This window comes from Polaromonas sp. (genome assembly GCF_039932935.1).
GTDB lineage: Bacteria > Pseudomonadota > Gammaproteobacteria > Burkholderiales > Burkholderiaceae_C > Polaromonas.
In genome coordinates this window covers 1-26,369 of record NZ_JBDTPB010000067.1, presented here as the reverse complement: position 1 = coordinate 26,369, position 26,369 = coordinate 1, and the positions used below count along the sequence as shown (strand labels likewise).

Here is a 26,369-nt window from a genome sequence, read left to right as displayed (position 1 = left end):
GTAGCGTGGTTAAAGCAAAGAGCCCGTGAAGTATGTAACTTCACGGGCTCTTTGCTTTTTTTGAGAGATCAGAAATTAATAGTCGTCGAGCACGGCACCTTTGCTGGCGCTGGATGCATTGAACGCAAACTTGGCCTGCACGCCGCGCATATACCGTGGTGCGGGGGCTTTCCAGCCGACCTTGCGTTGGGCCAGTTCTGCGTCGCTGATGTTCAGCTGCAGTAATAGTTGCTTCGAATCAATCGTGATGGAGTCGCCTTCGTGGATGAAGGCGATGTTGCCGCCGGCTGCGGCTTCTGGTGCGACGTGGCCGACGACCATGCCCCAGGTGCCGCCGGAAAAGCGCCCATCAGTGATGAGTCCCACGCTTTCACCTAGGCCGGCGCCAATCAGCGCGCCCGTGGGGGCCAGCATTTCGGGCATGCCAGGGCCACCTTTGGGACCGAGGTAACGCAGCACCATGACATCGCCGGCCTTGATCTTGCCGGCCAGGATGGCAGCCAGCGCAGACTGTTCGTCGTCAAACACCCGGGCCGGTCCCGTCATAACGGGGTTCTTCAGTCCGGTGATTTTCGCCACGCAGCCTTCGGGTGAGAGGTTGCCCTTCAGGATGGCCAGGTGGCCTTGCGCGTACATGGGCTTGTCGATGGGGCGAATCACGTCCTGGTCGGCGCGCGGCACCTCGGGCACGTCCTTCAGTGTCTCGGCGATGGTCTGGCCGGAGATCGTCAGGCAGTCGCCATGCAGCAGGCCGGCGGCCAGCAACGTTTTCATCACTTGTGGAATGCCGCCGGCGCGATGCAGATCCACCGCGAGGTATTTGCCGGACGGCTTCAGGTCGCACAGCACGGGTGTGCGCTGGCGCACGCGCTCGAAGTCGTCGATGGTCCATTCGACGCCGGCGGTATGGGCGATGGCCAGGAAGTGCAGCACGGCATTGGTGGAGCCGCCGGTGGCCATGATCACCGCCACGGCATTTTCAATCGCCTTTTTGGTGACGATGTCGCGCGGCTTGATGTCTTTCTTGATGGCTTCCACCAGAACCTTGGCCGACTCTTTGGCCGAGTTCATTTTTTCGTCGTGCGGGTTGGCCATCGTGCTGGAGTAAGGCAGCGAAATTCCGAGCGCTTCAAAGGCGCTGGACATGGTGTTGGCCGTGTACATGCCGCCGCAGCTGCCGGTGCCAGGAATGGCGCGGCGCTCGATCTGCAGCAGGTCTTCGTCGCTCATGCGGCCGGCGGCGTTTTCACCCACGGCTTCAAACACGCTGACGATGTTGAGATCTTTGCCCTTGTAGGTGCCGGGCAGGATGGTGCCGCCGTAGACGTAAATTGCCGGCACGTTGGCGCGCAGCATGCCCATCAGACCGCCGGGCATGTTCTTGTCGCAGCCGCCGACCACCAGCACGCCGTCCATCCACTGTCCCTGCACGCAGGTTTCGATGCAATCGGAGATCACTTCGCGGCTCACGAGGGAATACTTCATGCCCTCGGTGCCCATGGCCATGCCGTCAGAGATGGTGGGGGTGCCGAACACCTGCGCGTTGCCGCCGGCTTCTTCGATGCCTGCAATCGCCGCATCAGCCAGCTTTTGCAGGCCGCTGTTGCAGGGCGTGATGGTGCTGTGGCCGTTGGCCACGCCGATCATCGGTTTTTTGAAATCGTCTGCCTCATAGCCCATGGCGTAGTACATCGAACGATTGGGCGCGCGCGATTTGCCCTCGGTGATGTTCCTGCTGCGTGGGTTGGGAAGGATGTTGACGGTTTTGGTGTTCATGATGTGCTTCTTGGGGGGGTGACAGACCTCTGCAGGGCCGATATGCCTGCAAATTATGGGTGCTTTGACTTATTTGTTCTAATCTATTTTTAATGCCTTATTAATATGCATAGGATATGACTGATTCGCGTTCCGCAACGTCTTCTCCGCCCGTCGAACTCCGGCTTTGGCGCCAGTTTGTGGCGGTCGCTGAGGAGCTGCATTTCGGCCGTGGCGCGTTGCGCCTGCACATGACCCAGCCGCCGCTGACACAGGCAATCATGTCGCTCGAAGCGACGTTGGGCTTGAAACTCTTTGTGCGCACCAAGCGCAGTGTGCAGCTCACGCCGGCTGGGGTTGCGCTCTTGCCTGAGGCGCGCGATCTCCTGGCGCGCGCCATGGCGTTGCCCGCCTACGCACGCGCCAGTGCTGACGGCGAGGCGGGGCGGCTGCGTCTCGCATTTGTTTCTACGGTGGGGTTTGACCTGCTACCGCGCTGGGTGCGTGCGTTTCGTGAGCGTTACCCCAAAGTACAGCTTGAACTGATTGAAGCCACCGGTGACGTGCAGTTGCAAGCTTTTGAGCGCGCGGAGATTGACGCCGGGTTCATGCTGCATTCGCCGGGCTTTGCCCCGTCAGGTCTGGCCAGCCGGCGCATTGCGCAAGAGCCTCTGTTGATCGCGTTGCCCGAACAAAGTGAATTCGCGACCCAGTCGCGTCTGGCGCTGGATGATCTGCTGGCGCAGCCACTGGTCATTTTCCCGCGCCGCATCGTGCCGTCTTTGTACGACGCAATCTTTGCGATGTACCACGCGGCGGGGCATTTGCCCCGCGTCGCCCAGGAAGCGATCCAGATGCAGACCATCGTCAATCTGGCGTCAGCCGGGCTGGGTGTGGCCTGGGTGCCAGACAGCGTACGGCAGTTTCAGCGTCCTGGAGTGGTGTACCGGGAATTGACAGCACCAAGGGGCAGGGGGCGCACGGGCGTTCCAGGCTGCGAGACCAGCCTGGTGTGGCCGGCGGCGCGCGCCAATCCCGTGCTTGAGCGGTTTGTCGCGTTTATCGGCGCTTGAAAAATTCTTCATCCTGGGCACGCTGGCGTCGCGCCGCCACCGCGTCTTGCTGCTGGCGCTGTTCGGCTGGTGTCAGTGTGCGTTGCTCCATGCGGCGCTGGTTAATTTCACCGGTGCTGGCGCAGCGCGCCCCGTGGCTGGCTTCGCATTCTGAGACGACTTGCTGGTCGGTCTTGCGCGCAGTGGCCGGGGTGTTTTTTCGCAGGCCGCCCAACGGAGGATAGTTGGCTTGGGAGTTTGACGATGCCTGCGCGTTCGCGCGTGCATTGGCCGCGGCGTTTTCGGCTGCCCAGTCTTTGGGCGCCTTGGCTGCGCCATCATTGCCATACAAAACGCCCGGTACGCCTTTGAAAGGCACGCCGTCGGCGAAGGATGCTTCCGCGGATGTCGTCGGGACGGCTGCCGGGGCCGGCCCGGGAGCTCTGACGATCAGTTTTTCACCGTTGCTGCCGGCTGCAGCACAAGGTGTTTGAGAAAACACTTTTTTGCCACTGGCGTCGGTGCACTGGTAGACCTGGGCCCAGCCACTTGCGCTGAATGTCAGCGCTGCAAGAGTTGAAATAAAGGCGATGTAAAAGGGGTGATGCATGGCTGAGCGGGAGTTTGCGTCGTGTTCGGCAAAGTCTAAGCCATAGGCCGTGAGCGTAAGGAATTTCCTACGGGGCTTGCGTGCAAAATACCTGCCATGCTCATTCATCCGCAAATCAATCCCGTCGCACTTCAGCTCGGCCCCGTCGGTATCCATTGGTACGGGCTGACTTACCTGGCGGCTTTTGGCCTTTTCTTCTTTTTGGCAACACGGCGGCTGCGGCATGAGCCGTATGCATCGATCACAGGTCCGGGGGCCTGGTCGCGCAGGGACATTGAAGACATCCTGTTCCTTGGCGTCATGGGCGTGGTGCTGGGCGGCCGGTTGGGCTACTGCCTTTTTTACAAGCCCGGTTACTACCTGTCGCATCCGCTGGAGATCTTTTTCGTGTGGCAGGGCGGTATGAGCTTTCACGGCGGCATGTTGGGTGTGCTGGTGTCGCAGTGGTGGTTTGCCCGTTCCCGTCAGCGGCCCTGGCTGCAGGTCATGGATTTTGTGGCGCCCTGTGTGCCGACCGGGTTGGCGGCCGGGCGTGTCGGCAATTTCATCAACGGTGAGCTTTGGGGCCGCTTCAGCGACCCGGCCTTGCCATGGGGCATGGTGTTTCCCGGAAGCGACTCCATGCAGCCGCGTCATCCCTCGCAGGTCTACCAGTTCCTGATGGAGGGCGTGCTGCTGTTCGTGCTGCTGTGGCTGTATGCGCGCAAACCGCGCAAGATGGGGCAGGTCTCCGGCGCGTTCCTGCTGGGGTATGGGGTGTTCCGCTTTATTGCCGAGTTTTTCCGTGAGCCGGATGATTTCCTGGGCCTCCTGGCATTGGGAATGAGCATGGGCCAGTGGTTGTGCATACCCATGATCGCCGCCGGTATTTGGCTCTGGGTGTGGGCCTCAAAACGCCCCCAAGGCATATAGAAAGCGCCAGCAGCTATCGATTTTATAGCGCCGGTGCTGGCAGATCCCGGGGGTAAGGCTGCGGGCTACCGCCTAGGGTTTCTCCCTGTCGTTTTCAGACACAAAAGTCCTCTTGGGTACTTGCTCGTTTGAGTTTTACTTTTCATAATTACAGGTAATTACTTGAAATTATGCTCGTTAGGCGAGCAAATTCGAAACGTGGATTATGGGAAGTGGAAGTGGAAGTGGAAGTGGAAGTGGGTAAGTGGTACTTGAGTGCTGCAGTGTGAATGCCGATCGGGGCGGAGATAGATGGTCTGCCGGTTCGCAGCGTTTTCGCACAATTGCATCCAAGGCGCTGCCAGGGGTTCCGCCGACCAGTTGTGTCAGTCAAAGGGGTCATGCCATGCGTCTTGTCCAGAGTTCTTTGCATCAGGAAGTCGCCGACACACTGCGCGAGCAGATCTTTGCGGGTCAGCTCTCGCCCGGGAGTTTTCTGGACGAGGTGGCGCTGTGCGAGCGGCTGGAAATCTCCCGCACGCCGCTGCGCGAAGCCCTGAAAGTGCTCACATCGGAAGGGCTTCTGCGTCACGAACCGCGGCGTGGCTGCTTCGTCAATGAAGTCACTGAAAAAGACCTGGACGATATTTTTCCCGTTATTGCGCTGCTGGAAGGGCGCTGCGCCTACGAAGCTGCGCGCAATGCCACAGATGCCGACCTGGCGGCGCTGACCACGCTGCATGAGCGGCTGAACAGCCATGCCAGCACAGGCAGGATCAACGAGTACTACGCCACCAACTTCGCCATTCACGAGGCCATCATCTTGCTGGCCGATAACCGCTGGCTCGCGCAGGCCATCGTTGACTTGCGCAAGATCCTGAAGCTGGCGCGGCTGCAGCAACTGCATGCGCCGGGCCGGCTGGCGCAAAGCCTGTCCGAGCACATGACGGTGTTCGCGGCCCTGAAAAGCCGGGACAGTGAAGGTGCGGAAGCGGCCATGCGCACCCACTTGACGCGCCAGCGCGAAGCGCTGCGCGACCTGGCCCGCAGCCAACGCTCCCGGGTGGCCTCATGAGCGCCGCCGACTGGCTCAGCCGCAGCGTTTCCCGGCTCACGGCAAGTGAAAAAGGTCTTACAGAAAAAACGGCTGCGGGGCATGCTGAGCGGGCGCAAGCAGCTACCAAAAAGATAGCGACTAGTGCAGAACTTCCCGTGCGGAGCACGCACGAACGGCTGCAGGCCACCTTGAGCCACAAGGACGAAGCCTTGTCGCCGCGCGTGTTGCGCCGCACGCTGGAGGAGCTGCAGGCGATCATCGACCCTCGCGTCAGCGAAGTGGAAGGTGGGCGCCGCGCCATGGCCATTGCGGCTTGGTACCAGGGCGCCACGCCGGCTCGCCGCCGGGATCTCTGGATGCTGATGAGCGAGCAGTTCGTCGCCAATCCGCAAAAGGTCAAGGCCGCGCAGGCCCAGTTTGCGGCTGCGGTGGGAACCCCCGAAGAGGCCGTGGCAGAGGTGCGCTATCGCCGTGCCACAGTGTCGCCGCGCCGGCGCCTGCTGCAACGCTTCAGCGTCTACCCGGGCGGCATACAGTTTCTGGTCGAGATGCGTGCCGACATGCAGCCCAGCCTCAAGGCCGACAAGCGCCTGCTGGCTCTGGACGTCGAGATGGAATATATGTTTTCCACCTGGTTCGATGTGGGCTTTCTTGACCTGCGCCGCATCACGTGGGATTCGCCTGCGTCGCTGATCGAAAAGCTGATCAAGTACGAGGCGGTCCACGACATCAAGGGATGGGCCGACGTGAAAAACCGGCTCGACAGCGACCGCCGCTGCTATGGCTTCTTCCACCCGCGCCTTCCCGAGGTGCCGCTGATTTTTGTCGAAGTGGCGATGGTCGAAACGATTGCCGGCGACATCATGCCCTTGCTTGACGAGCTGGCCGCGCCTTCAGACCTGAGCCGTGCAACCACCGCGATTTTTTACTCCATCAGCAACACGCAGGCCGGCCTGCGCGGTGTGAGTTTTGGTGACTCATTGATCAAGCGCGTGGTGGAAACCCTGAAAGACGAGTTTCCCAAGCTCAAAACCTTTGCCACCCTTTCACCGATTCCGGGATTTCGCAGCTGGCTGGGGAAGAACGCCACCGCCATGCTGGAAAAACTGGGCGACAAGGAGCGCGCGGCCCTGGGCCGCGCGGTCGGGTTTGAACCGCCCACCGCGGGGCATTTTCTAAGCGCTGCTGAAAACCCGCTGGCCTTGAATGAGAAATCGCCGGTACGCAAGATGCTGCTGCAATGTGCGGCCCACTATCTCGGGCATGCGCTGGACGACGGCAAGCCGCTGGACCCGGTGGCACGCTTTCACCTGGGCAACGGTGCGCGTGTGGAACGCATCAACTGGGCGGGCGACCCGACCCCCAAGGGGCTCAAACAATCGTATGGCCTGATGGTGAATTACCTCTATGACCTCAAGCGCCTGGACAGGCATCGGGCCTTGCTTGCACAGGGGAAAATCCCCGTATCAGGTGACATCGAAGGTTTGTATATTTGAACGCGTACTTAGGATTGCGGCAGGCAATTGCCGCATGGGGTTTGAGCGTCCTTTTTTTGACGGCTTTTTTGATTTCAACAACGACAGGAGACAAAGATGACATTCAATTTTGAAGCCCGCGGTTCCCGGCGCGACGTGCTGCGCGCTGCGGCGGCCGGTGCCGCCACGATTTCTTTCGGCAGCTATGCCCAGTCGGCATGGCCCACCAAACCGGTGACGATGATCGTGCCGTTTCCGGCCGGCGGCGGCACCGATGCGTTCGCGCGGCCTTTGTCGGCCCAGTTCTCCAGGCTCACGGGCAAGCAGCTCATCATCGACAACCGCGGTGGGGCCGGCGGCACGCTGGGCGCGAGTATCGCCGCCAAGGCGCAGCCCGATGGCTACACGCTCTTCATGGGGGCTGTGCACCACACCATTGCGCCGTCGATGTACCCCAAGCTGGACTACGACATCGAAAAAGATTTCGTGCCCCTGGCCCTGATGGCCAACGTGCCGCAGGTGCTGGTCGTCAATCCCCGCAACATGCCGTTTGCCGATTTCAAGGCCTACATCGCGGCAGTGCGCAAGGCGCCCGGCAAGTACAACTACGGTTCCGCCGGCGCGGGCACCTCGCACCACCTGGCGGGCGAGCTCTTCAAGCAGCAGACCAAAACTTTCATCACCCACATCCCCTACCGCGGCGCGGGCCCGGCGCTGCAGGATTTGATCTCTGGCAATGTCGACATGATGTTTGATGGCCTGGGTTCTTCTGCCAACCACATCAAAGGCGGCCGTATCAAAGCACTGATGGTGTCAGGCACCAAGCGCAACCCGGCCTTCCCGGACGTGCCATGCGCGGGTGAACTCGGCCTGCCCGAATACACCGTGACTACCTGGTACGGCGTCTGGGCGCCCAAGGGCACGCCTGCCGACGTGCAGGCGCGCATCGTCGAAGATCTGCGCAAGGCCTCAGCCACCGATGAACTCAAAACCATCTGGGCCAGCAACGGCGCGGACTTCGGCAATCTCACGCCCCAGCAGTTCGGCACGTTTGTGAGCAGCGAAGTCAAACGCTGGTCGACCGTGGTGAAGGCCTCGGGCGCAAAACTCGAATGATCCTTGAATGACCGGTGCCGTTTTACTGAAAGTGAAGGGGCCGCTTGCCTTCGTGACCCTGTCCCACCCCGGCAAGCTCAACGCCATGTCTCGCGCCATGTGGCGCGAGCTGCGCGCGGCGTTTGAAAGCATCCAGCAAACCGCAGCCTTGCGCTGTGTGCTGGTGCACGGGGAGGGCGGTCACTTCTGCGCGGGTGGCGATATTTCCGAGTACGCTGGTTTCCGGTTTGAAGAAACTGCCCTGCGTGAGTTTCATGAAGGCGATGTCTGGGGCGGTTTGCAGGCCATGCTCGATTGCGACGTGCCTATCGTCGCCCACATTCAGGGAAACTGCATGGGGGCCGGCATGGAAATCGCCAGCTGTTGCGATATTCGCGTTGCAGGCGACACCGCAAAGTTTGGTGCACCCATTGCGAAGCTCGGTTTTCCGATGGCACCTCGCGAGGCCGCGCTGGTGATGCGCGCAGCCGGCGAACTGACGGTGCGTGAGATGCTGTTGTCTGCGGCTTTCCTGGGCGCCGCGGAGATGAAGCAGCGCGGCTTTCTCAACCAGGTGGTGCCCGTTGCCGAAGCCGGCGCTACCGCGATGGCTTATATGGATCGCAGCGCGGGCCTTGCACCCGCTGCTGCGCGCCTGAATAAGCAGACATTTCGGGCTCTAGCCCAGGTAACTATTGGGCAGATAGCTACTGATTTGATAGCGAGTGCTTACCGCTACGCCGCGTCGCCCGAGCACCGCGAAGGCGTAACTGCCTTCAATGAAAAACGTCAGCCCCGGTTTGACGACCCGGCCACCGTCCTCCCATCACCATCGACAGCCTGACCCATGAAAAATCATAATTTGTTTGCGGCGTTGCGGGCCGCGTTTCCTTCTTCGCTCGATGAGGTCGCCGTCGAAACCGACGTTGGCCTTCACTATTCGTGGCGTGATCTGGAACGCGGCACCGCGATGATGGCCAATCTGCTGGCCTCGCTGGGCTTGCCTGAGGGCGCCCGGGTGGCGGTACAGGTCGAAAAGTCGGTCGAAGCCATGATGCTTTACCTGGCCACACTGCGCGCGGGCTACGTCTTCTTGCCGCTCAACACGGCCTATCAAAGCGCCGAGATCGAATACTTCATCGGCAACGCCGAGCCTTCTGTGATGGTGTGCAGCAGCAAGAATTTTGGATGGGTCAGCAAGATTGCTTTCAAGGCCGGAACGCAAAACGTCTTCACGCTCGACGACGACCGAACCGGCTCTTTGCTGACGCGCGCCGCGCACTGCAGCGACAAGCATGAGGTGGTGGCGCGGCGGGCAAACGACCTCGCCGCCATCCTCTACACCAGCGGCACCACCGGCCGCAGCAAGGGCGCGATGCTCACGCACGGCAACATGCTGAGCAATGCGCTGGTGTTGAAGGACTACTGGGGCTGGAAAAAAGGCGATGTGCTGATTCACGCCTTGCCGATCTTTCACGTCCATGGCCTGTTCGTCGCCATTCATGGCGCGCTGATCAACGGCAGCAAAATGATCTGGCTGTCAAAGTTCGACCCCAAGCTGGTCGTGCAAAAGCTTCCCGAGGCCACGGTCTTCATGGGCGTGCCCACGCTGTATGTGCGGCTGCTGGCCGAGCCCGGCCTGACCCGCGAGGCGTGCCGCAACATGCGCCTGTTTGTGGCGGGTTCCGCGCCTTTGCTCATTGAGACCTTCAACGAATGGAAAGACCGCACCGGCCACACCATTCTGGAGCGTTACGGCATGTCCGAAACGGTCATGCTGACCTCCAATCCCTATCAAGGTGCAGAGCGGCGCGGCGGAACGGTGGGGTTTGCATTGCCCGGGATCAGCCTGCGTGTGCAGGACGAAGACGGAAAATCCCTGTCGCAAGGAGAGATCGGCGCAATCCAGGTCAAGGGCCCCAACGTGTTCAAGGGCTACTGGCGCATGCCGGAAAAGACCAAAGAAGAGTTCACGGCAGACGGCTACTTCAAGACCGGGGACGTCGGCAAGATTGACGAGCGTGGCTATATCGTGATCGTCGGGCGCAGCAAGGACCTGATCATCAGCGGTGGCTACAACGTCTACCCGGCAGAGATCGAAGGCTATATCAACGACATGCCCGGCGTGGCTGAAAGCGCCCTGGTCGGCGTACCCCACCCGGATTTCGGCGAAGTCGGTGTGGCCGTCGTCATTGCCAAGCCCGGCACCTCGCTGGAAGGCAGCCAGATTGTGGGTTCGCTCAAATCCAAGCTTGCCAACTTCAAAATCCCCAAGCAATGTTTTGTGGTCAGCGAACTGCCCCGCAACACCATGGGAAAAGTGCAGAAAAACCTGCTTCGCGAACAGTACAAGACCCTCTTTGCCTGAGTCCGGCACCCGGCTGACGCCCGCGCGAACGCATTTCCTGTGAAGCAAGCTGCGTCCTGCCGCTGCACGGGTCTGACTGCGCCTGAAGCATGCGCTGCCGCGGCCTGATTCTGGCTAATGGAAAAGTTGGCGCGCGGCCAACCCTCTTATATACAATTGCACCGGTCTGATTTTTGCTTCAGTTTCCCGGTTTTACTTCCAAGTTTTAAGAGGAGTCGAGGACATTATGAAAAAGCATCTTGGGTATCTGGCGTTTTCAACCATCCTGGCAGCCATGCTGGCGGGTTGCGGTAAAAAGGAGGAGGCGCCTGTCGCGGCCACTCCGGCTCCCGCCGCAAGCGCACCGGCCGCAGCCCCCGCCGAAGAAAAAGTGCTCAATGTCTACAACTGGCCCGACTATGTCGCCAAGGACATGATCGCCAATTTCGAAAAAGAAACCGGCATCAAGGTCAACTACCAGACCTTTGAGAACAACGAAGCCCTGCATGCCAAGCTGGTCGCGGGCAATACCGGCTATGACATCGTGGTGCCGGGCGCTGTGTTTGCCAAGCCGCAAATCGACGGTGGCCTGCTCGCCAAGCTCGACAAATCCAAGGTGGCCAACTACGGCAACCTCGACTCAGCCATCATGGAAAAGCTGGGCACCATCGACCCGGGTAATGCGTATCTGGTTCCCTGGGCCTGGAGTTTCACCACCGTGGGCATCAACAAGGCCAAGGTGACCAAGGCACTGGGCTCTACCCCCATGCCCGAAAACGCCTGGGACCTGGTGTTCAACCCCGTCTACACCGCCAAGCTCAAGTCCTGCGGTATCGCGTTCCTGGATTCGCCGACCGAAGTGCTGCCACCGGCCATGCACTACCTGGGTAAAAACGCCTATTCGAACGACCCGGCCGACCACAAGGCAGCGGCCGAGATGCTGGCCAAGGTTCGCCCGCACATCCGCATGTTCTCCAGCACCATGATTGACGACCTTGCCGGCGGCAAGGCTTGCGTGGCCCTGGCCTGGGCGGGTGACATCAACATCGCCCGCGGCCGCGCGCTCGAAAACAAGAGCGGCAACGACGTCGAAGCCCTGCTGCCCAGCACCGGTGGCCTGATTTTCTTTGACACCCTGGCTATCCCGAAGGATGCCAAGCACCCGAACAACGCGCTGGCCTTCATCAACTACTCGCTGCGTCCCGAAGTCTCTGCTTCGTTGACCAACGAGCTGGGCTACGCCACAGCCAACAAGGCCAGCCTGGCCAACGTCAAGCCTGAAATCGCCAAGGACAAGGCGGTTTTCCCCGACGCGGACAACCTGAAGAAAATGGTGTCACCGGCAAGCTTCAGCAATGAAGCCCGCGAATCGATGAGCAATGTGTTCACGGCCTTCAAAAAAGGCAAGTGACGTTTACTGATCTCTGGCAAGCGCTGATTTCAGTGTGAACCCGGCTGTGCATGCAATACCTTGTGTGCACAGCTTTTTTTTATCTTGGTGACAAGGCAGGGAAATCCTGGTCATGAATCTACCTCTATCGGCCGGTGACGGGTTTTTGCGGACCGACCAGCTGGTCAAGCGTTTTGATGGCGTAGCGGCCGTCGACGATGTGTCCCTGTCTATCCACAAAGGCGAGATATTCGCCCTGCTGGGCAGCTCGGGCTGCGGAAAATCGACATTGCTGCGCATGCTGGCGGGCTTTGAAAAACCAACCTCGGGCGCCGTTTTCCTGGATGGTGTCGACATTGCATCGTTTCCACCGTACGAACGACCCATCAACATGATGTTCCAGTCGTACGCGCTGTTTCCTCACCTGACAGTCTGGGACAACATCGCGTTTGGGCTCAAGCGCGAGGGCATGCCCAAGGGCGAAATCGAGGCACGCGTGCAGGAAATGCTCAAGCTGGTCCAGCTCGAGACTTTTGCCAAACGTAAACCCCATCAACTCTCGGGTGGCCAGCAGCAACGCGTGGCCCTCGCGCGCAGCCTGGCCAAACGGCCTCAACTGTTATTGCTGGACGAGCCGCTCGGCGCGCTCGACAAGAAACTGCGGGAGCGCACACAGTTCGAACTGGTCAATATTCTGGAGTCGGTGGGCGTGACCTGCGTGATGGTCACGCACGACCAGGAAGAGGCCATGGCCATGGCTTCGCGCATCGCCGTCATGAGCCACGGCCGTGTGCTGCAGGTCGGAACGCCCAAGGAAATTTACGAACACCCCAATTGCCGGTTTGTCGCCGACTTCATCGGTAACGTGAACATGCTGGAAGGCGAACTCACGCTGGATGAAGCGGATCGCTGCGAAGTCACAACCGACCAGGGCGTGGTGAATGTAGGGCATGGCATCAGCGGCACGCTCGGAATGTCGGCAGCCATTGCCGTGCGGCCGGAAAAAATTCACATCGCCAGAGCCCGGCCCGACGTAAACGTCAACCTGTTCAGTGGCAAAGTGCGCGAGATCGCCTACTTCGGCAGCTACAACACTTTCATCGTGGAAACGGCCAACGGCCGCACGGTGAAGATCACCGAAACCAACACCACGCGCCACGAGAGCTCGGTGATCACCTGGGATGACCGGGTGTTTTTCTGGTGGGATGATTCGGCGCCTGTGGTCCTGACGCAATAGTCGGCCCCATACACATGGACACACGGTTCCCCGCATGAGAATCCCTTCCTGGCTTCAACTCAACCTGGGGCGGCGCTTCGTGATTGGCGTGCCCTACGTCTGGTTGCTGCTGTTTTTTGTACTGCCTTTCCTGATCCTTTTGCGCATCAGTGTGACGGACATGGGCAACGGCGTAGACCCTTTTGCACCGTTGATCGAGACGGTCGAAGGCTCATGGCACGTCATGCTGCGCTACAACAACTATGCGTCGATTTTCATCGACAGCGCGGCCGACGCCGTGGGCGGCTTTGGCAACACCATCTACATGGAGGCCTACGAGACCTCGCTGAAATACGCGTTGCTCACCACGCTGTCGTGCCTGGTGATCGGCTATCCGTTTGCGTACTTTATTGCGCGGTCACGGCCCGCCGTTCGCCCGGCGCTGCTGATGCTGGTCATGCTGCCGTTCTGGACGTCTTTCCTGCTGCGCGTTTACGCCTGGAAGGGTATCCTGGCGGACCAGGGCGTACTAAACAACCTGCTGCTGTCATTGGGCATCATCCAGGAGCCGATGGTGATGCTTTACACCGACGTGTCGATGCTGGTGGGCATGACGTACGTGTATTGCCCCTTCATGATCCTGCCGCTGTATGCCAACCTGGTGAAGATGGACTTTCGCCTGCTGGAGGCCGCGCACGACCTTGGCGCCAGCGCCTGGAAGGCTTTCTGGCTGATCACTGTGCCGCTCAGCAAATCGGGCATCGTCGCTGGCTCCATGTTGGTGTTCATTCCCAGCGTCGGTGAATTCGTCATTCCCTCGTTATTGGGTGGCGCTGAAAACATCATGATTGGCCGCGTGGTGTGGGACGAAATGTTCAGCAGCAACAACTGGCCGCGAGCATCGGCACTGGCGGTGGTGATGATTTTGCTCATTCTGGTCCCGCTGGCTTTTTACTATCGCTCAAGCAATGACCGCAGCGTGCGGGGAGGGCACTGACGTGAGTGCCGATCTGAAAGGCGGAGTGAGAAGCGTGCTGCGGTTTGCAGAGAACAACGTGGGCCGGCTGTGGATGGGCGCGGTCTACCTTTTTCTTTATATCCCGCTGTTTTTCCTCATTGTTTTTTCTTTTAACAGCACGCGGCAGGATGGCGTCTTCACGGGATTTTCAACGCGCTGGTACGAAGCCCTGCTGGCCGATTCACGGCTGGTGGAGGGGTTTTTCCTGTCGCTCAAGGTGGCGTTGATCACCGGGACGCTGTCGGTTGTGCTGGGCAGCTTCGCCGCGTTTGTGCTGGTGCGCTACCTGCGGTTTACCGGTCGTACGCTGTTTTATGGGCTGGTGAATGCGCCGCTGGTCATGCCCGAAGTCATCATCGGGCTGTCACTGCTGCTGCTGATGGTTGCGGTGCAGCGCGCTGTGGGCTGGCCTGATCGCGGCTTTGTGACCATCGTGACCGGGCACACTTTGCTGGGAATGGCCTATGCCACGGTGGTGATCCAGTCGCGCCTCAGTGAAATGGACCGCACACTGGAAGAGGCCGCCATGGACCTGGGTTGCCGCCCGGTGCAGGTGTTCTTTCTGGTGACCTTGCCCAGCATTGCGCCGGCGCTGGTGTCGGCCTGGCTGCTCACGTTCACACTGTCATTTGACGACGTGGTGATTTCGGAGTTTTTGTCGGGACCCGGCGTCACCACATTGCCGCAGGTGATCTTCAGCTATGCCCGGCGCGGCGTGAACCCTTCCATCTATGCGGCGGCGACCATCCTCATCACGATTGTGTCGATGGGCATCATTGCCTACAGCATTTATGTGATGCGCCGACAAAAGCGGCTGGACCGCGAAATCAGTGCAGCGGCCCGTCCGGAGCAGGCTTTTCCGGACCCCGTGCGGGCAGAGTAGCCAGCACCACGCCTGTCAGCGCGATGGCAAAAGCCCCGATCTGGGTGCCGTTGAGCTGCTCTCCCAGAACGATGACACCGACCGCCGCGGCGCTGACCGGCAGCAACACAGTGAAAACGCCGGCCTGGTTCGCCGGGATGGTCCTGAGCCCGGTCATCCAGAGCCAGACGGTCCATACGCTGGCTGCCAGCGAATAGAACAGCAACAGCAGCCAGGCGGATGGCGCCACCTTGGCCAAGTCAAAGCCCCAGGCCATCCAGAGCCCGAAAGGCGTGACCAGCGCAAAGCCCCAAAGGTTGATCAGCGCAGTGATGCGCTTGGGGCTGAGCACGCCGGTCAGTTTCTTGCCGATCACGGCATAGGCGGCTTCGCACAAAACCGCGCCCACCAGCAGCAAGTTGCCCAACCAGGCGTTTCTATGTGCCAAATCGGCCTCCAGCCCAATGCTGGCGGGCGCAACCAGCTCGCTTTTTGATAGCGAAACCAGGCCAATGCCGACCACTGCGCAAGCAACTGCCCCCCATACACGCAGGCCGATGCGCTCCCGCAGGAACATCCAGCTCATCAGCGCGACGGCCGCCGGAATGGACGCCATGATGACGCCTGCCGCGACCGCGCTGGTCATGCTCACGCCAAACAGCATGCAGATCGAAAAGAGGAAGTTGCCCAGGAACGACTCGAGGAAAAGCAGCCGGCCGGTTTGCCGGCTCATGGGCATTTCATCTGCTGGTTTTTTCAGCCAATGCAGCATGGCGGTGCCGCCAATGCCAAAGCGCAACCAGGCAAGCAAAAAGACGGGGAAGGTAGCGACCAGGGGTTTGGAAAGCGCCACGTAGCTGCCGACGAGCGACATGCTGAGCGCCAGGCAGGCGTAGGCCACGATACGGTTCATTAAACTGGAGGCTCCTGTGGTGCAAGCCCGCGTGGGCCCGATGGTTGTCTGGCCCAAAGATAAGGCCGGGTGGAAATCATGCCTTAATTTCACGGCAGCCCAAGCGCGCCATATGGCCCGACAACTCCCGAAACGATGGTGAACCTGACGATGACACTTGCCGCAACACCTCTAACCTTTGTCCGCTATGTGTTCGTGTACGGCACCTTGCGCAAGGGCGAGCAGCGTGACATCAACCGCCTGCACCCCGCGCCGCGCTGGATTGGGCGCGCCAGCGTGGCAGGCGTATTGCATCACCTGGGCAGTTACCCCGGCCTGATGTTGACCGGGCCGGGCACTGTTCAGGGCGAGGTTTATGCCGTGACGCTTGAGCTGGAACGCGTTCTGGACGAAATCGAGGAGGTCTGGCCGCAGCAGACCGGCGAATACACCAAGCGCGAGACCATGGTTCAGCTCGAACCGGAAGCCGGTGTTGGCCAGCCGCCGCAGCTGCGGGAGCTGGCATGTTTTCTCTACGAGATTGCCCCCGAGCGCATCCAGGGCAAACCGGTGATCGCGTTGGGCGACTGGGTTTTGCATCGCACTGCGGCAGCCAAAACCTGACGGTGAATTTCTCTGACGCGAAAGTTTGCCCCGTAGGTTGCGGGCGCGTGGCCTTGCGCTATACCCGCGGCAGTCAGGGTTACGCCTTTGGTTGAATTTCATAATCCAACAAAACTATTCCGTAATGTGGAATCTGAAAATGCTGCAGTGCAAAATTATTTCTTGATATGAGAAATTGAATTTCATATTGCAGAAATTAATCAGTAGCTTGTTGATTTCATTAATGATTAATTTTGTCTTATATAAGACATAAGAGCTTCACAATGTCTTGTAGAAGACTTAAAGTTGATCCATCGAATTCACCACTTCTTTATTTCAACTCAGGAGCCCACCATGCCGCAAACACTGACCGAACAATTAAGCCGCGACCAGCAGATTTCCGCTCTGGAAAAAGACTGGGCCACCAACCCGCGCTGGAAAGGTATCAAGCGCGGCTACAGCGCCGCCGACGTGGTTCGCCTGCGCGGCTCTTTCCCCATCGAATACACGCTCGCCCGCCGCGGCGCAGAAAAGCTGTGGGATCTGCTGCACAACGAGCCCTACGTCAATTGCCTGGGTGCGCTGACCGGCGGCCAGGCCATGCAGCAAGTCAAGGCCGGCGTCAAAGCCATCTATCTGTCGGGCTGGCAAGTGGCCGCCGACAACAACACCTATTCATCGATGTACCCCGACCAATCGTTGTACCCGGTGGACTCCGTGCCCAAGGTCGTTGAAACCATCAACAACACCTTCCGCCGTGCCGACGAAATCCAGCACTCCAAAGGTATTGATGCAGGTGACAAGGGCTACATCGATTACTTCGCTCCCATCGTGGCGGATGCCGAAGCCGGTTTCGGCGGCGTGCTGAATGCGTTTGAACTGATGAAAGCCATGATCCGCTCCGGCGCCGGCGGCGTGCATTGGGAGGACCAGCTCGCTTCGGTCAAGAAGTGCGGCCATATGGGGGGCAAGGTGCTGCTCCCAACCCGCGAGTCCTGCCAGAAGCTGATCGCGGCCCGCATGGCTGCAGACGTTTGCGGCGTGCCTACGCTGGTGATTGCCCGCACCGATGCCGAGGCTGCTGATTTGCTGACCTCCGACTACGACGAAATCGACAAGCCTTTCCTGACCGGCGAGCGCACGGCCGAAGGCTTCTACAAAACGCGCAAGGGCCTGGACCAGGCTGTTGCCCGCGCTAACGCCTATGCTGAATACGCTGACCTGGTGTGGTGCGAAACCGGTACGCCCGACCTCGACTTCGCGAAGAAATTCGCCGACGCCGTGCACAAGGTTCACCCCGGCAAGATGCTGGCCTACAACTGCTCGCCGTCTTTCAACTGGAAGAAAAACCTGGACGACGCGACCATCGCCAAGTTCCAGCGCGAACTCGGCGCAATGGGCTACAAGTACCAGTTCATCACGCTCGCCGGCATTCACTCCATGTGGTACAACATGTACGACCTCTCGCAAGACTATGTCAAGCGCGGCATGACGGCCTATGTTGAGAAGGTGCAAGAGCCTGAGTTCGCAGCACGCGACCGCGGCTACACCTTCGTGTCGCACCAGCAGGAAGTCGGCACTGGTTACTTCGACGAAGTCACCACGACGATTCAGGGTGGCAAGTCCAGCGTGACCGCTCTGACCGGCTCCACCGAAGAAGAGCAGTTCCACTGAACTGACCCTCTCTAGATCCGCTCGCTGGATCCGTTTACCCAGACGCTACGCCTTTGCGGCGTGGCTTTCGGCCTGGACAGACCCCCAAGGGACTGCCCGGGCTTTTTTATGCCCGGGTTTTGGCGTAAAGTGCAGTTTGTTACATATAAATTGCTTCATTCACTGGAGGAGGTTGCCGTGTCGGAATTAACCGTGGGTTTTAAGCGCGTTCCCTGTCCCGATTGCAATGGCACTGGCGAATTGCGTATCGAAAGTGAAAATATCAACGAGCATTTTGAAGTCGAGAAACAGACGGTGATTACCGAATGTCCGCGGTGCCTTGGTTTGGGATTTTTGCCACCGGGTTCCCCGCAATAGTGCCTGGCAGCACGCGGCGCGCAGTGCGGCTGGCAAACCGCCGACAAGCTGCCGTAAAATAGCGCCATGCAATCAATCAAGCTGGAAACAGGAAGGATCGTTCGGGTTATGACACCGCGAACTACGTCCTCGTCCGTTTTCTGGAGTCATCCAGGGCGCTAGTCCGCACCCCTTGGTGATTGTTAGCTACATATTTCATAGCTTAAATCCAAATTTATCCCCTCAAAGCGCGGCCTGTTCCGCGCTTTTTTGTTGTGCCGCCCCATTTTCCGTTTGCCTTAAAAGTACGCCCATGATTCAAATAACGCTTCCAGATTCCTCAAAACGCGAGTACCCCCAAGCTGTCACGGTCGCCGATGTCGCTGCTTCGATTGGCGCGGGTCTGGCCAAGGCCGCCTTGGGCGGCAAGGTGGACGGCAAGGTTGTTGACACCAGCTATGTGATTGACAAGGACAGCGCGGTTTCCATCATCACGGCCAAGGACGCCGATGGCCTGGACATGATTCGCCACTCCACGGCGCACTTGCTGGCCTACGCGGTCAAGGAGCTGTTTCCAGACGCGCAGGTCACCATCGGGCCTGTGATTGAAAACGGTTTTTTCTACGATTTTTCGCACAAACGCCCGTTCACGCCGGAAGACCTGGTGGCGATTGAAAAGCGCATGACCGAGCTGGCCGCCAAAGATGAGCCGGTGACACGCCGCGTATTGCCACGCGACGAAGCTGTTGCGCACTTCAAGAGCATCGGAGAACACTACAAGGCCGAAATCATCGCCAGCATTCCTGCCAATGAGGACGTGTCGCTTTACCGCGAAGGCGCTTTTGAGGACTTGTGCCGCGGACCCCACGTGCCGAGCACGGGCAAGCTGAAGTTCTTCAAGCTCATGAAGGTGGCTGGCGCCTACTGGCGGGGCGACCACCGCAACGAAATGCTGCAGCGTGTGTACGGCACGGCCTGGGCCACGAAGGACGAGCTACAGCAGTACCTCACGATGCTCGAAGAGGCTGAGAAACGCGATCACCGTAAGCTGGGCAAGGAGCTTGACCTGTTCCACATTGACGACCATGCACCAGGCCTGGTGTTCTGGCATCCCAAGGGCTGGACGGTGTGGCAGGGCGTGGAACAGTACATGCGCAAGGTCTACCAGGACAACGGCTACCAGGAGGTCAAAGGCCCGCAGATCATTGACAAGACGCTGTGGGAAAAAACCGGCCACTGGGACAAGTACCGCGACAACATGTTCACGACCGAGAGCGAAAAGCGCGAATACGCGCTCAAGCCCATGAACTGTCCCGGCCACATTCTGATCTTCAAGCAGGGCATCAAGAGCTACCGCGACCTGCCGCTGCGCTACGGCGAATTCGGCCAGTGCCACCGCAATGAACCATCGGGCGGCCTGCACGGCATCATGCGCGTGCGCGGTTTCACCCAGGATGACGGCCATATCTTCTGCACTGAAGACCAGATCCTCAAGGAATGCGTGGACTACACGACCTTGCTGCAAAAGGTCTACACGGACTTTGGCTTCAAAAACATCATCTACAAGGTCGCCACCCGTCCTGAAGCCCGTATCGGATCGGACGAAAGCTGGGACAAGGCCGAAAACGCGCTGATGGAAAGCCTGCGCGCGTCCGGCTGCGAGTTTGAAATCGCCCCCGGCGACGGCGCTTTTTACGGCCCAAAGATCGAATACACGCTCAAAGACGCAATTGGCCGCCAGTGGCAATGCGGCACTATGCAGGTCGATTTTTCGATGCCGGAGCGCCTGGATGCCGAATATGTGGGCGAAGACGGCAACCGTCATCGGCCGGTAATGCTGCACCGTGCGATTGTGGGCAGCCTGGAGCGTTTTATCGGGATTTTGATCGAGGAACACGCCGGCGCGCTGCCAACCTGGCTGGCGCCTGAGCAGGTTTCAGTCCTCAATATCACCGATTCCCAGGCCGAATATGCCAGGGAAGTTGCCAAAACGCTGCAAAATCAAGGGCTTAGGGTCAACCTGGACCTGCGCAATGAGAAAATTACGTATAAAATACGGGAGCACTCGATGAAAAAGCTGCCGTATATCCTTGTCGTAGGCGACAAAGAGAAGGCAGCCGGATCCGTTGCAGTGCGCGCCCGGGGTAACAAAGACCTTGGAGTGATGTCTCTCGAAGCCTTCGCTGAAACGATCGCTTCCGACATCGCGAAAAAAGCCTGATTTTTAACAAAATTGTTGATGAATTTGGCCTGTCGTCCTTACAGGACGGGCGCAAGCCGCTATAGCTTTTATAGCAAGAGTTAAAGGATAGAACCATCGCTACTGAATTTCGTGACCGCCGTCACCGTGAAGAACGCAAGCACCGCTTGAACCGTGAAATCATGGCCCCTGAAGTACGTCTGAGCGGGCCAGACAACGAGCCTTTAGGTATTGTCAGCATCATGGAGGCACTGCGCCTGGCTGGTGAGGCCGACGTGGACCTTGTCGAAATCTCCCCCACAGCGGTTCCCCCGGTGTGCAGGTTGATGGATTACGGCAAGTTCAAGTACGCCGAGCAGAAAAAAGCGGCGGAAGCGAAGTCCAAGCAAAAAGTGATCGAGATCAAGGAAATCAAATTCCGGCCCGGCACTGACGATGGGGACTACAACATCAAATTGCGCAATATCAAGCGCTTTTTGGAAGAGGGCGACAAGTGCAAGATTACCTTGCGCTTTCGCGGCCGCGAAATTACGCACCAGGAGTTGGGCTTGGCCCTGCTGGCGCGCATCCGCGATGAGTTGGCCGATTTGATTGTGGTGGAGCAGTTCCCCAAGCTTGAAGGCCGGCAGATGGTCATGATGATCGCGCCGGGCCGTAAAAAGCCGGGTGCTGCCAAGCCGGTGGCAGAGGCCGCTCCGGCATCGTCTACCGCCTGAAAGGGCGGGGCAGGAACAAGGGGCGCCTAGCGGCGTTCCGGTGAAAGCGGGTGCAAGCCAGCTTTCCGAAAGCAGAAGGTTCAAACCTTTTGCGACCAGTGAGAAGTCTAAAGATTTCTTGCTTAACAAGTGTCTCGGGGCCATCAAGTCTGCGGAAGGTTCGCAGCGCCTCACGAGCACAAATGAAAAGGAGCATTTATATGCCCAAAATGAAGACCAAGAGCGGCGCTAAAAAGCGTTTCCGCGTTCGTCCGGGTGGTACCGTCAAGCGCGGCCAAGCCTTCAAACGTCACATCCTGACCAAGAAGACCACCAAAAACAAACGCCATCTGCGTGGTGCGGTGACTGTTCATGAGACCAATATGGGTCACATGGCACAGATGCTCCCAGGCCAGGGCATTTAATTAACGACGAACAAGGAGTACACACATGCCTCGCGTCAAACGTGGTGTAACGGCTCGCGCCCGCCACAAAAAAGTTTTAGCCCTTGCAAAAGGTTTCCGCGGCCGCCGCGGCAATGTCTTCCGTATCGCCAAAGAAGCGGTAATGAAGGCTGGGCAATATGCCTACCGTGACCGCCGTACCAAGAAACGCGTGTTCCGCCAGTTGTGGATCGCCCGTATCAATGCTGCAAGCCGTTCATTTGGCCTGACCTACAGCCAGTTTGCCAATGGCCTGAAGAAAGCCGGCATCGAGATCGACCGCAAGGTTCTGTCCGACATGGCTATCCACGACAGCGCTGCTTTCGGCGCCATCGTCGAGCAGGTGAAAGCCAAGCTGGCTGCCTGATTTTCAAGCCGGGCAGTGTTGGTGCTATTAAATCAATAGCTGCTTGCGCACGAAAATAAAGGGCTGGAGCTTGAAAAGGCTCTGGCCCTTTTTCGTGGCCCTTTTGTGGTCCCTTCCTGCAGTGCTCATTGAACGATGAGAGCGCTGCCGAAAGTGCCTTTGCTGTTTTGTATTTCGACCAAGAAAATTTATGAATCCACCTGACGCCCTCAACGAACTTGTCAGCAACGCCAAGTCGAGTTTTGCGCAGGCCTTGACGCCAGCTGACCTGGAGAATGCCAAGGCTCAATTTCTGGGCAAGACAGGCCGAGTGACCGAACTGATGAAGGGCATGGCCGCGCTCAGCGTGGAAGAAAAGAAGTCCCGTGGTGCCGCCATCAATCTGGCCAAGCAGGCCATCGAGGCTGCATTGACCGACCGCCGCCAGGCGCTGGCCGATGCGGAGCTGCAGAAGCAGCTCAAGGCAGAAGCGCTTGACGTGAGCTTGCCTGGCCGCGAACGAGTGCAAGGCGGGCTGCATCCCGTGTCGCTCACGCTGGAGCGCATTGAAGCGATTTTTGGCTCCATGGGCTTCGACGTGGCACAAGGCCCTGAGATTGAAACCGACTGGTTCAATTTCACGGCACTCAACACGCCCGAAGATCACCCTGCGCGTTCGATGCATGACACTTTCTATGTTGAAGGGGGTACTGAAACGGCCCCCAACCTGCTGCGCACCCACACCAGCCCCATGCAGATCCGTTATGCGGTCCAGCATGTCAAAAAGCATCGCGCCTTGATCGATGCGGGCGGCCGCATGCCGGAGATTCGCGTCATCGCGCCGGGGCGCACTTACCGCGTCGACAGCGACGCCACGCACTCGCCGATGTTCCACCAGTGCGAAGGCCTGTGGATTGGCGAGAACGTGAGCTTCAAGGATCTCAAGTTTGTCTTTACCGATTTCTGTCGCACGTTCTTTGAAAGCGACGACCTGGTCCTGCGCTTTCGCCCCAGCTTTTTCCCCTTCACCGAGCCCAGCGCCGAGATCGACATCCAGTTCCAGACAGGCCCGCTCGCCGGCCGCTGGCTGGAAGTAGCCGGCTCGGGCCAGGTGCACCCGACCGTGGTGCGCAACATGGGCCTTGATCCCGAGAAGTACATCGGCTTTGCTTTTGGCATGGGCCCTGACCGCCTGACCATGCTGCGCTACGGCGTCAACGACCTGCGCCTGTTCTTCGACGGCGACATCCGTTTCCTGTCCCAGTTCCAGTCCTGAAATACAAGAACAAGAAAAACAAGGTTAGACCATGCAATTCCCAGAATCCTGGTTGCGCGAATTTTGCAACCCGCCTTTGAATACCCAGCAGCTCGCCAACACCCTCACTATGGCAGGCCTGGAGGTCGAAGAACTCAAGCCAGTAGCGCCGCCGTTTACCAAGATCGTCGTTGGTGAAATCAAGGAAGCCATCCAGCATCCAGACGCTGATCGCCTGCGCGTTTGCAAGGTTGATGTGGGGCAGGGCAGCTTGCTCAATATCGTTTGTGGCGCACCCAATGCGCGCGTGGGCATCAAGGTGCCGTGCGCGCTGGTCGGTGCCGAGCTGCCGCCCGGTGAAGACGGCAAGCCCTTCCTGATTAAGGTGGGCAAGCTGCGCGGCGTGGAAAGCCAGGGCATGTTGTGTTCGGCCCGCGAACTCAAGCTCTCTGAAGACCACGGCGGCCTGCTCGAACTGACCGCCGATGCGCCGCTGGGACAAAACATCCGTGAGCACCTGAAGCTTGACGACACCCTGTTCACTCTCAAGCTCACGCCCAATTTGGCACATTGCCTCAGCGTTTATGGCGTCGCGCGCGAAGTCGCCGCGTTGACGGGTGCACCGCTTCAGACGCCAGCCTTTCCCGCAGTGCAGGCCACCGATACCACAAAGCTGCCGGTGAAGATCAGCGCGCCCGATTTGTGCGGACGCTTTTCCGGGCGTGTGGTGCGCAACGTCAATACAACAGCAGCCACACCGCAGTGGATGGTTGATCGCCTGGCGCGCTGCGGCCAGCGCAGTGTGACGGCGCTGGTAGATATTTCCAACTATGTGATGTTCGAGTTGGGCCGCCCATCACACATCTTTGATCTCGACAAGATTCACGGCGGGCTTGATGTTCGCTGGGGCAAGTCCGGCGAGACACTCAGGCTGCTCAACGGCAACACCGTGACAGTCGACGAAAAGGTCGGGGTGATCGCCGACGATGCAGAGGTTGAGTCCCTGGCCGGGATCATGGGTGGTGACGCAACTTCTGTGTCTGACGATACAAAACACGTCTACGTAGAAGCCGCCTTCTGGTGGCCCAAAGCCATCGCAGGCCGCTCACGCCGCTACAACTTCTCCACAGATGCGGGCCACCGCTTTGAGCGCGGCGTAGACCACGGCCAGACCGTGGAACACATCGAACGCATCACCCAGTTGATCATCGATATTTGCGGCACTGCGGACACCGCGTGCGGCCCCATGGACGACCAGCAGGTCAACGTGCCCAGGGCTTTGCCGGTCACCTTACGCGTGGCGCGTGCGGCCAAGGTCATCGGCATGCCGCTCACGCAGGCCCAGTGCCTGAATGCTCTCCAGCGTCTCGGCCTGCCCGTGGTGCAAGGCGAGGGCACGCTGACCGTGACACCGCCCAGCTACCGCTTTGACCTGCAGATTGAGGAAGACCTCATTGAAGAGGTCGTGCGCATGGTGGGCTACAACCAGCTCCCCGAGACGCCGCCGCTGGCACCCATCACGGCCAGGCTTCGTCTGGAAGCCGAGCGCAGCCCTTTTGCCGTGCGCCGCGCGCTGGCTTCGCTGGGCTATCAGGAGACCATCAACTTCAGTTTTGTGGAAGAGCGCTGGGAACACGAGCTGGCCGGCAACCCGAATCCCATCAAGCTGCTCAACCCGATTGCCAGCCAGATGAGCGTCATGCGCTCCTCGCTGCTGGGCTCCCTGCTGCAGGTGCTGAAGTTCAACCTCGACCGCAAGGCACCCCGCGTGAACGTGTTTGAGCTGGGTCGCGTCTTCCTGCGTGACGCCCAAGTCCAGAACACCGACACCACCGTCGCCGGCTTCAACCAGCCCATGCGCGTGGCAGGCCTGGCCTACGGCCCGCGGGCGGCGCTGAACTGGAGCCAGTCTGACAAGGCGGTGGACTTCTTCGACATCAAGGGTGATGTCGAGGCCTTGCTCGCGCCGCTTCAAGCGGTCTTTGCACCCGCCACGCATCCCGCCATGCATCCCGGCCGTTGCGCAAGCGTGTCTGTTGGCGGCAAGCAGATTGGCTTTGTGGGCGAGTTGCATCCGCAGTGGCGGCAGGGCTATGACGTTGCTCAGGCACCGCTTTTGTTCGAGCTGGAGCTTGACGCGTTGCTACAGCGCCCAGTGCCGGAGTTCAAACCCGTCAGCAAGCTCCAGCCGGTAGAGCGCGACATCGCCGTCATCGTGGCGGAAGGTGTTACCCATGCCGCCTTGATGTCGGCGATCCATGGGGCCAACACGCAAGGCTTGCTCAAGGGTGCAGCCTTGTTTGACATCTATCGCCCCCAGCAAGCGAACGTCAGCATGCAGATGGGTGAAAAAAGCCTGGCGGTGCGCTTGGTGCTTTCAAGCGACGCCGCTACACTGACCGACGAGGAAATTGAGGCGGCCGTTCAGGCTGTGCTGGCCAATTTGCAGAGTCTGTTGGGCGCCCGTTTGCGGGCCTGACTTCCACAAATACCACTCAAAATAAAAATCGCCAGGAGTACCGTCGCATGGATTTTTCTGTAGAGAGCCTGGAAACCCCGGCGCTGACAAAAGCACACTTGGCCGAATTGCTGTTTGAACAGATCGGGCTCAACAAACGGGAGTCCAAGGACATGATCGATGCATTTTTCGATCTGATCTCGGACAGCCTGGTCGATGGAAATGATGTGAAAATTTCCGGGTTTGGTAATTTCCAGATTCGCACCAAGGCTCCGCGCCCAGGCCGAAACCCGCGCACGGGGGAGGCCATTCCAATTCAGGCACGTCGTGTGGTCACCTTTCACGCCAGCCACAAGCTTAAAGACCAGATCCAGGGCCTGAACGAAGCCGCGGTTGAATAACGCCCGGGCGTTATTCTGCGGAGAATGCGCTGAATCGCTGATTCTCACAATTAGCAACAAAGTGTCAAATGTGTGAGTGAACAACACATCTCAAAAAACTCTTGCAACTCTTTGCGCTTACTTTCGACTTAGAGTAGATTTAGAGGTTTCCTCTTTAGCGCATTGATTTAATTGGAGAAAACGCTCCCCCCTATTCCTGCAAAACGCTATTTCACCATCGGTGAAGTCAGTGATTTGTGCGGGGTCAAACCTCACGTGCTCCGTTATTGGGAGCAAGAGTTCACGCAGCTGCGCCCGA

The 26,369-nt window shown here is 59.2% G+C and carries 25 protein-coding genes; 22 read left to right on the top strand and 3 right to left on the bottom strand.

Features of this window, described 5'->3' with window-relative positions:
* Positions 1 to 75 precede the first annotated feature (75 nt).
* On the bottom strand, positions 76 to 1,776 hold the full coding sequence (gene ilvD, locus ABI546_RS11395) for a dihydroxy-acid dehydratase (protein WP_348046695.1): 1,701 nt from the start codon (positions 1,774 to 1,776) through the stop codon (positions 76 to 78).
* A gap of 116 nt (positions 1,777 to 1,892) precedes the next feature.
* On the opposite strand from ilvD, the gene ABI546_RS11390 reads away from it, so the two are divergent.
* The gene (locus ABI546_RS11390) at positions 1,893 to 2,828 is read left to right on the top strand and encodes a LysR family transcriptional regulator (protein ID WP_348046694.1); all 936 of its coding nucleotides are present in this window, start codon (positions 1,893 to 1,895) and stop codon (positions 2,826 to 2,828) included.
* Here ABI546_RS11390 and ABI546_RS11385 read toward each other — a convergent pair.
* Positions 2,815 to 3,417: a DUF4124 domain-containing protein gene (locus tag ABI546_RS11385; RefSeq protein WP_348046693.1), complete on the bottom strand. Its 603-nt coding sequence runs from the start codon at positions 3,415 to 3,417 to the stop codon at positions 2,815 to 2,817. The genes ABI546_RS11390 and ABI546_RS11385 overlap by 14 nt on opposite strands.
* 96 nt (positions 3,418 to 3,513) lie before the next feature.
* Between ABI546_RS11385 and lgt the strand changes: the two genes are divergently transcribed.
* The 10 genes from lgt to ABI546_RS11335 all read left to right on the top strand — a co-directional run bounded on the left by lgt (position 3,514) and on the right by ABI546_RS11335 (position 14,789).
* Positions 3,514 to 4,329, top strand: a complete 816-nt coding sequence (gene lgt / locus ABI546_RS11380) for a prolipoprotein diacylglyceryl transferase (RefSeq protein ID WP_348046692.1) — start codon at positions 3,514 to 3,516, stop codon at positions 4,327 to 4,329.
* A gap of 385 nt (positions 4,330 to 4,714) precedes the next feature.
* Complete coding sequence (locus ABI546_RS11375) at positions 4,715 to 5,383, top strand: GntR family transcriptional regulator (protein ID WP_348046691.1); 669 nt, start codon at positions 4,715 to 4,717, stop codon at positions 5,381 to 5,383.
* Complete coding sequence (locus ABI546_RS11370) at positions 5,380 to 6,861, top strand: malonyl-CoA decarboxylase family protein (RefSeq protein ID WP_348046690.1); 1,482 nt, start codon at positions 5,380 to 5,382, stop codon at positions 6,859 to 6,861. Before ABI546_RS11375 ends, ABI546_RS11370 begins: the two co-directional genes overlap by 4 nt.
* Positions 6,862 to 6,957: 96 nt before the next feature.
* A complete protein-coding gene (locus tag ABI546_RS11365) occupies positions 6,958 to 7,956 on the top strand; it encodes a tripartite tricarboxylate transporter substrate binding protein (protein ID WP_348046689.1) in 999 nt (332 codons plus the stop codon).
* Positions 7,957 to 7,963: 7 nt separating this feature from the next.
* A complete protein-coding gene (locus tag ABI546_RS11360) occupies positions 7,964 to 8,779 on the top strand; it encodes an enoyl-CoA hydratase/isomerase family protein (protein ID WP_348046688.1) in 816 nt (271 codons plus the stop codon).
* Positions 8,780 to 8,782: 3 nt separating this feature from the next.
* Positions 8,783 to 10,303, top strand: coding sequence for a malonyl-CoA synthase (locus ABI546_RS11355; RefSeq protein ID WP_348046687.1), 1,521 nt, complete (start codon positions 8,783 to 8,785; stop codon positions 10,301 to 10,303).
* Between the two features lie 226 nt (positions 10,304 to 10,529).
* Entirely contained in the window at positions 10,530 to 11,693 is a 1,164-nt protein-coding gene (locus ABI546_RS11350) for an extracellular solute-binding protein (RefSeq protein WP_348046686.1), read from the top strand.
* 112 nt (positions 11,694 to 11,805) lie between these two features.
* Positions 11,806 to 12,909 carry a polyamine ABC transporter ATP-binding protein gene (potA, locus tag ABI546_RS11345; protein ID WP_348046685.1) on the top strand — a complete coding sequence of 368 codons (1,104 nt, stop codon included), beginning with the start codon at positions 11,806 to 11,808 and terminating at the stop codon, positions 12,907 to 12,909.
* Between the two features lie 34 nt (positions 12,910 to 12,943).
* Positions 12,944 to 13,885: an ABC transporter permease subunit gene (locus ABI546_RS11340; protein WP_348046684.1), complete on the top strand. Its 942-nt coding sequence runs from the start codon at positions 12,944 to 12,946 to the stop codon at positions 13,883 to 13,885.
* A 73-nt stretch (positions 13,886 to 13,958) separates the two neighbouring features.
* Positions 13,959 to 14,789 (top strand): ABC transporter permease subunit, encoded by an 831-nt coding sequence (locus tag ABI546_RS11335; protein WP_348046709.1) that lies wholly within the window; start codon positions 13,959 to 13,961, stop codon positions 14,787 to 14,789.
* Here the strand turns inward: ABI546_RS11335 and ABI546_RS11330 are convergent.
* Complete coding sequence (locus tag ABI546_RS11330; RefSeq protein WP_348046683.1) at positions 14,734 to 15,681, bottom strand: DMT family transporter; 948 nt, start codon at positions 15,679 to 15,681, stop codon at positions 14,734 to 14,736. The two genes, ABI546_RS11335 and ABI546_RS11330, sit on opposite strands and share 56 nt — an antisense overlap.
* A 150-nt stretch (positions 15,682 to 15,831) precedes the next feature.
* Here ABI546_RS11330 and ABI546_RS11325 point away from each other — a divergent pair, with 150 nt between their 5' ends.
* From ABI546_RS11325 to ABI546_RS11275, 11 genes are all read left to right on the top strand, one after another.
* Positions 15,832 to 16,284, top strand: coding sequence for a gamma-glutamylcyclotransferase family protein (locus ABI546_RS11325; RefSeq protein ID WP_348046682.1), 453 nt, complete (start codon positions 15,832 to 15,834; stop codon positions 16,282 to 16,284).
* 333 nt (positions 16,285 to 16,617) lie between these two features.
* Entirely contained in the window at positions 16,618 to 17,937 is a 1,320-nt protein-coding gene (aceA, locus tag ABI546_RS11320) for an isocitrate lyase (RefSeq protein ID WP_348046681.1), read from the top strand.
* Positions 17,938 to 18,114: 177 nt separating this feature from the next.
* On the top strand, positions 18,115 to 18,294 hold the full coding sequence (locus ABI546_RS11315; RefSeq protein ID WP_348046680.1) for a hypothetical protein: 180 nt from the start codon (positions 18,115 to 18,117) through the stop codon (positions 18,292 to 18,294).
* 292 nt (positions 18,295 to 18,586) lie between these two features.
* Positions 18,587 to 20,494, top strand: coding sequence for a threonine--tRNA ligase (thrS, locus tag ABI546_RS11310; protein ID WP_348046679.1), 1,908 nt, complete (start codon positions 18,587 to 18,589; stop codon positions 20,492 to 20,494).
* Between the two features lie 95 nt (positions 20,495 to 20,589).
* The gene (gene infC / locus ABI546_RS11305; RefSeq protein WP_348046708.1) at positions 20,590 to 21,189 is read left to right on the top strand and encodes a translation initiation factor IF-3; all 600 of its coding nucleotides are present in this window, start codon (positions 20,590 to 20,592) and stop codon (positions 21,187 to 21,189) included.
* Between the two features lie 200 nt (positions 21,190 to 21,389).
* A complete protein-coding gene (gene rpmI / locus ABI546_RS11300) occupies positions 21,390 to 21,593 on the top strand; it encodes a 50S ribosomal protein L35 (protein ID WP_007870723.1) in 204 nt (67 codons plus the stop codon).
* Between the two features lie 25 nt (positions 21,594 to 21,618).
* Entirely contained in the window at positions 21,619 to 21,978 is a 360-nt protein-coding gene (gene rplT / locus ABI546_RS11295) for a 50S ribosomal protein L20 (RefSeq protein WP_348046678.1), read from the top strand.
* 190 nt (positions 21,979 to 22,168) lie between these two features.
* Positions 22,169 to 23,233, top strand: a complete 1,065-nt coding sequence (gene pheS, locus ABI546_RS11290; RefSeq protein WP_348046677.1) for a phenylalanine--tRNA ligase subunit alpha — start codon at positions 22,169 to 22,171, stop codon at positions 23,231 to 23,233.
* Positions 23,234 to 23,264: 31 nt separating this feature from the next.
* Positions 23,265 to 25,691, top strand: a complete 2,427-nt coding sequence (gene pheT / locus ABI546_RS11285; protein WP_348046676.1) for a phenylalanine--tRNA ligase subunit beta — start codon at positions 23,265 to 23,267, stop codon at positions 25,689 to 25,691.
* On the top strand, positions 25,688 to 26,071 hold the full coding sequence (locus ABI546_RS11280; protein ID WP_348046707.1) for an integration host factor subunit alpha: 384 nt from the start codon (positions 25,688 to 25,690) through the stop codon (positions 26,069 to 26,071). Before pheT ends, ABI546_RS11280 begins: the two co-directional genes overlap by 4 nt.
* 171 nt (positions 26,072 to 26,242) lie before the next feature.
* The coding region (locus tag ABI546_RS11275) for a MerR family DNA-binding transcriptional regulator (RefSeq protein ID WP_348046706.1) at positions 26,243 to 26,369 on the top strand (127 nt) is incomplete at its 3' end.

Excerpts from the sequence above, each read along its gene's own strand:
- ilvD (WP_348046695.1), bottom strand. The coding sequence starts at position 1,776 with ATGAACACCAAAACCGTCAACATCCTTCCCAACCCACGCAGCAGGAAC.
- ABI546_RS11390 (WP_348046694.1), top strand. The coding sequence starts at position 1,893 with ATGACTGATTCGCGTTCCGCAACGTCTTCTCCGCCCGTCGAACTCCGG.
- ABI546_RS11385 (WP_348046693.1), bottom strand. The coding sequence starts at position 3,417 with ATGCATCACCCCTTTTACATCGCCTTTATTTCAACTCTTGCAGCGCTG.
- lgt (WP_348046692.1), top strand. The coding sequence starts at position 3,514 with ATGCTCATTCATCCGCAAATCAATCCCGTCGCACTTCAGCTCGGCCCC.
- ABI546_RS11375 (WP_348046691.1), top strand. The coding sequence starts at position 4,715 with ATGCGTCTTGTCCAGAGTTCTTTGCATCAGGAAGTCGCCGACACACTG.
- ABI546_RS11370 (WP_348046690.1), top strand. The coding sequence starts at position 5,380 with ATGAGCGCCGCCGACTGGCTCAGCCGCAGCGTTTCCCGGCTCACGGCA.
- ABI546_RS11365 (WP_348046689.1), top strand. The coding sequence starts at position 6,958 with ATGACATTCAATTTTGAAGCCCGCGGTTCCCGGCGCGACGTGCTGCGC.
- ABI546_RS11360 (WP_348046688.1), top strand. The coding sequence starts at position 7,964 with ATGACCGGTGCCGTTTTACTGAAAGTGAAGGGGCCGCTTGCCTTCGTG.
- ABI546_RS11355 (WP_348046687.1), top strand. The coding sequence starts at position 8,783 with ATGAAAAATCATAATTTGTTTGCGGCGTTGCGGGCCGCGTTTCCTTCT.
- ABI546_RS11350 (WP_348046686.1), top strand. The coding sequence starts at position 10,530 with ATGAAAAAGCATCTTGGGTATCTGGCGTTTTCAACCATCCTGGCAGCC.
- potA (WP_348046685.1), top strand. The coding sequence starts at position 11,806 with ATGAATCTACCTCTATCGGCCGGTGACGGGTTTTTGCGGACCGACCAG.
- ABI546_RS11340 (WP_348046684.1), top strand. The coding sequence starts at position 12,944 with ATGAGAATCCCTTCCTGGCTTCAACTCAACCTGGGGCGGCGCTTCGTG.
- ABI546_RS11335 (WP_348046709.1), top strand. The coding sequence starts at position 13,959 with ATGGGCGCGGTCTACCTTTTTCTTTATATCCCGCTGTTTTTCCTCATT.
- ABI546_RS11330 (WP_348046683.1), bottom strand. The coding sequence starts at position 15,681 with ATGAACCGTATCGTGGCCTACGCCTGCCTGGCGCTCAGCATGTCGCTC.
- ABI546_RS11325 (WP_348046682.1), top strand. The coding sequence starts at position 15,832 with ATGACACTTGCCGCAACACCTCTAACCTTTGTCCGCTATGTGTTCGTG.
- aceA (WP_348046681.1), top strand. The coding sequence starts at position 16,618 with ATGCCGCAAACACTGACCGAACAATTAAGCCGCGACCAGCAGATTTCC.
- thrS (WP_348046679.1), top strand. The coding sequence starts at position 18,587 with ATGATTCAAATAACGCTTCCAGATTCCTCAAAACGCGAGTACCCCCAA.
- rpmI (WP_007870723.1), top strand. The coding sequence starts at position 21,390 with ATGCCCAAAATGAAGACCAAGAGCGGCGCTAAAAAGCGTTTCCGCGTT.
- rplT (WP_348046678.1), top strand. The coding sequence starts at position 21,619 with ATGCCTCGCGTCAAACGTGGTGTAACGGCTCGCGCCCGCCACAAAAAA.
- pheS (WP_348046677.1), top strand. The coding sequence starts at position 22,169 with ATGAATCCACCTGACGCCCTCAACGAACTTGTCAGCAACGCCAAGTCG.
- pheT (WP_348046676.1), top strand. The coding sequence starts at position 23,265 with ATGCAATTCCCAGAATCCTGGTTGCGCGAATTTTGCAACCCGCCTTTG.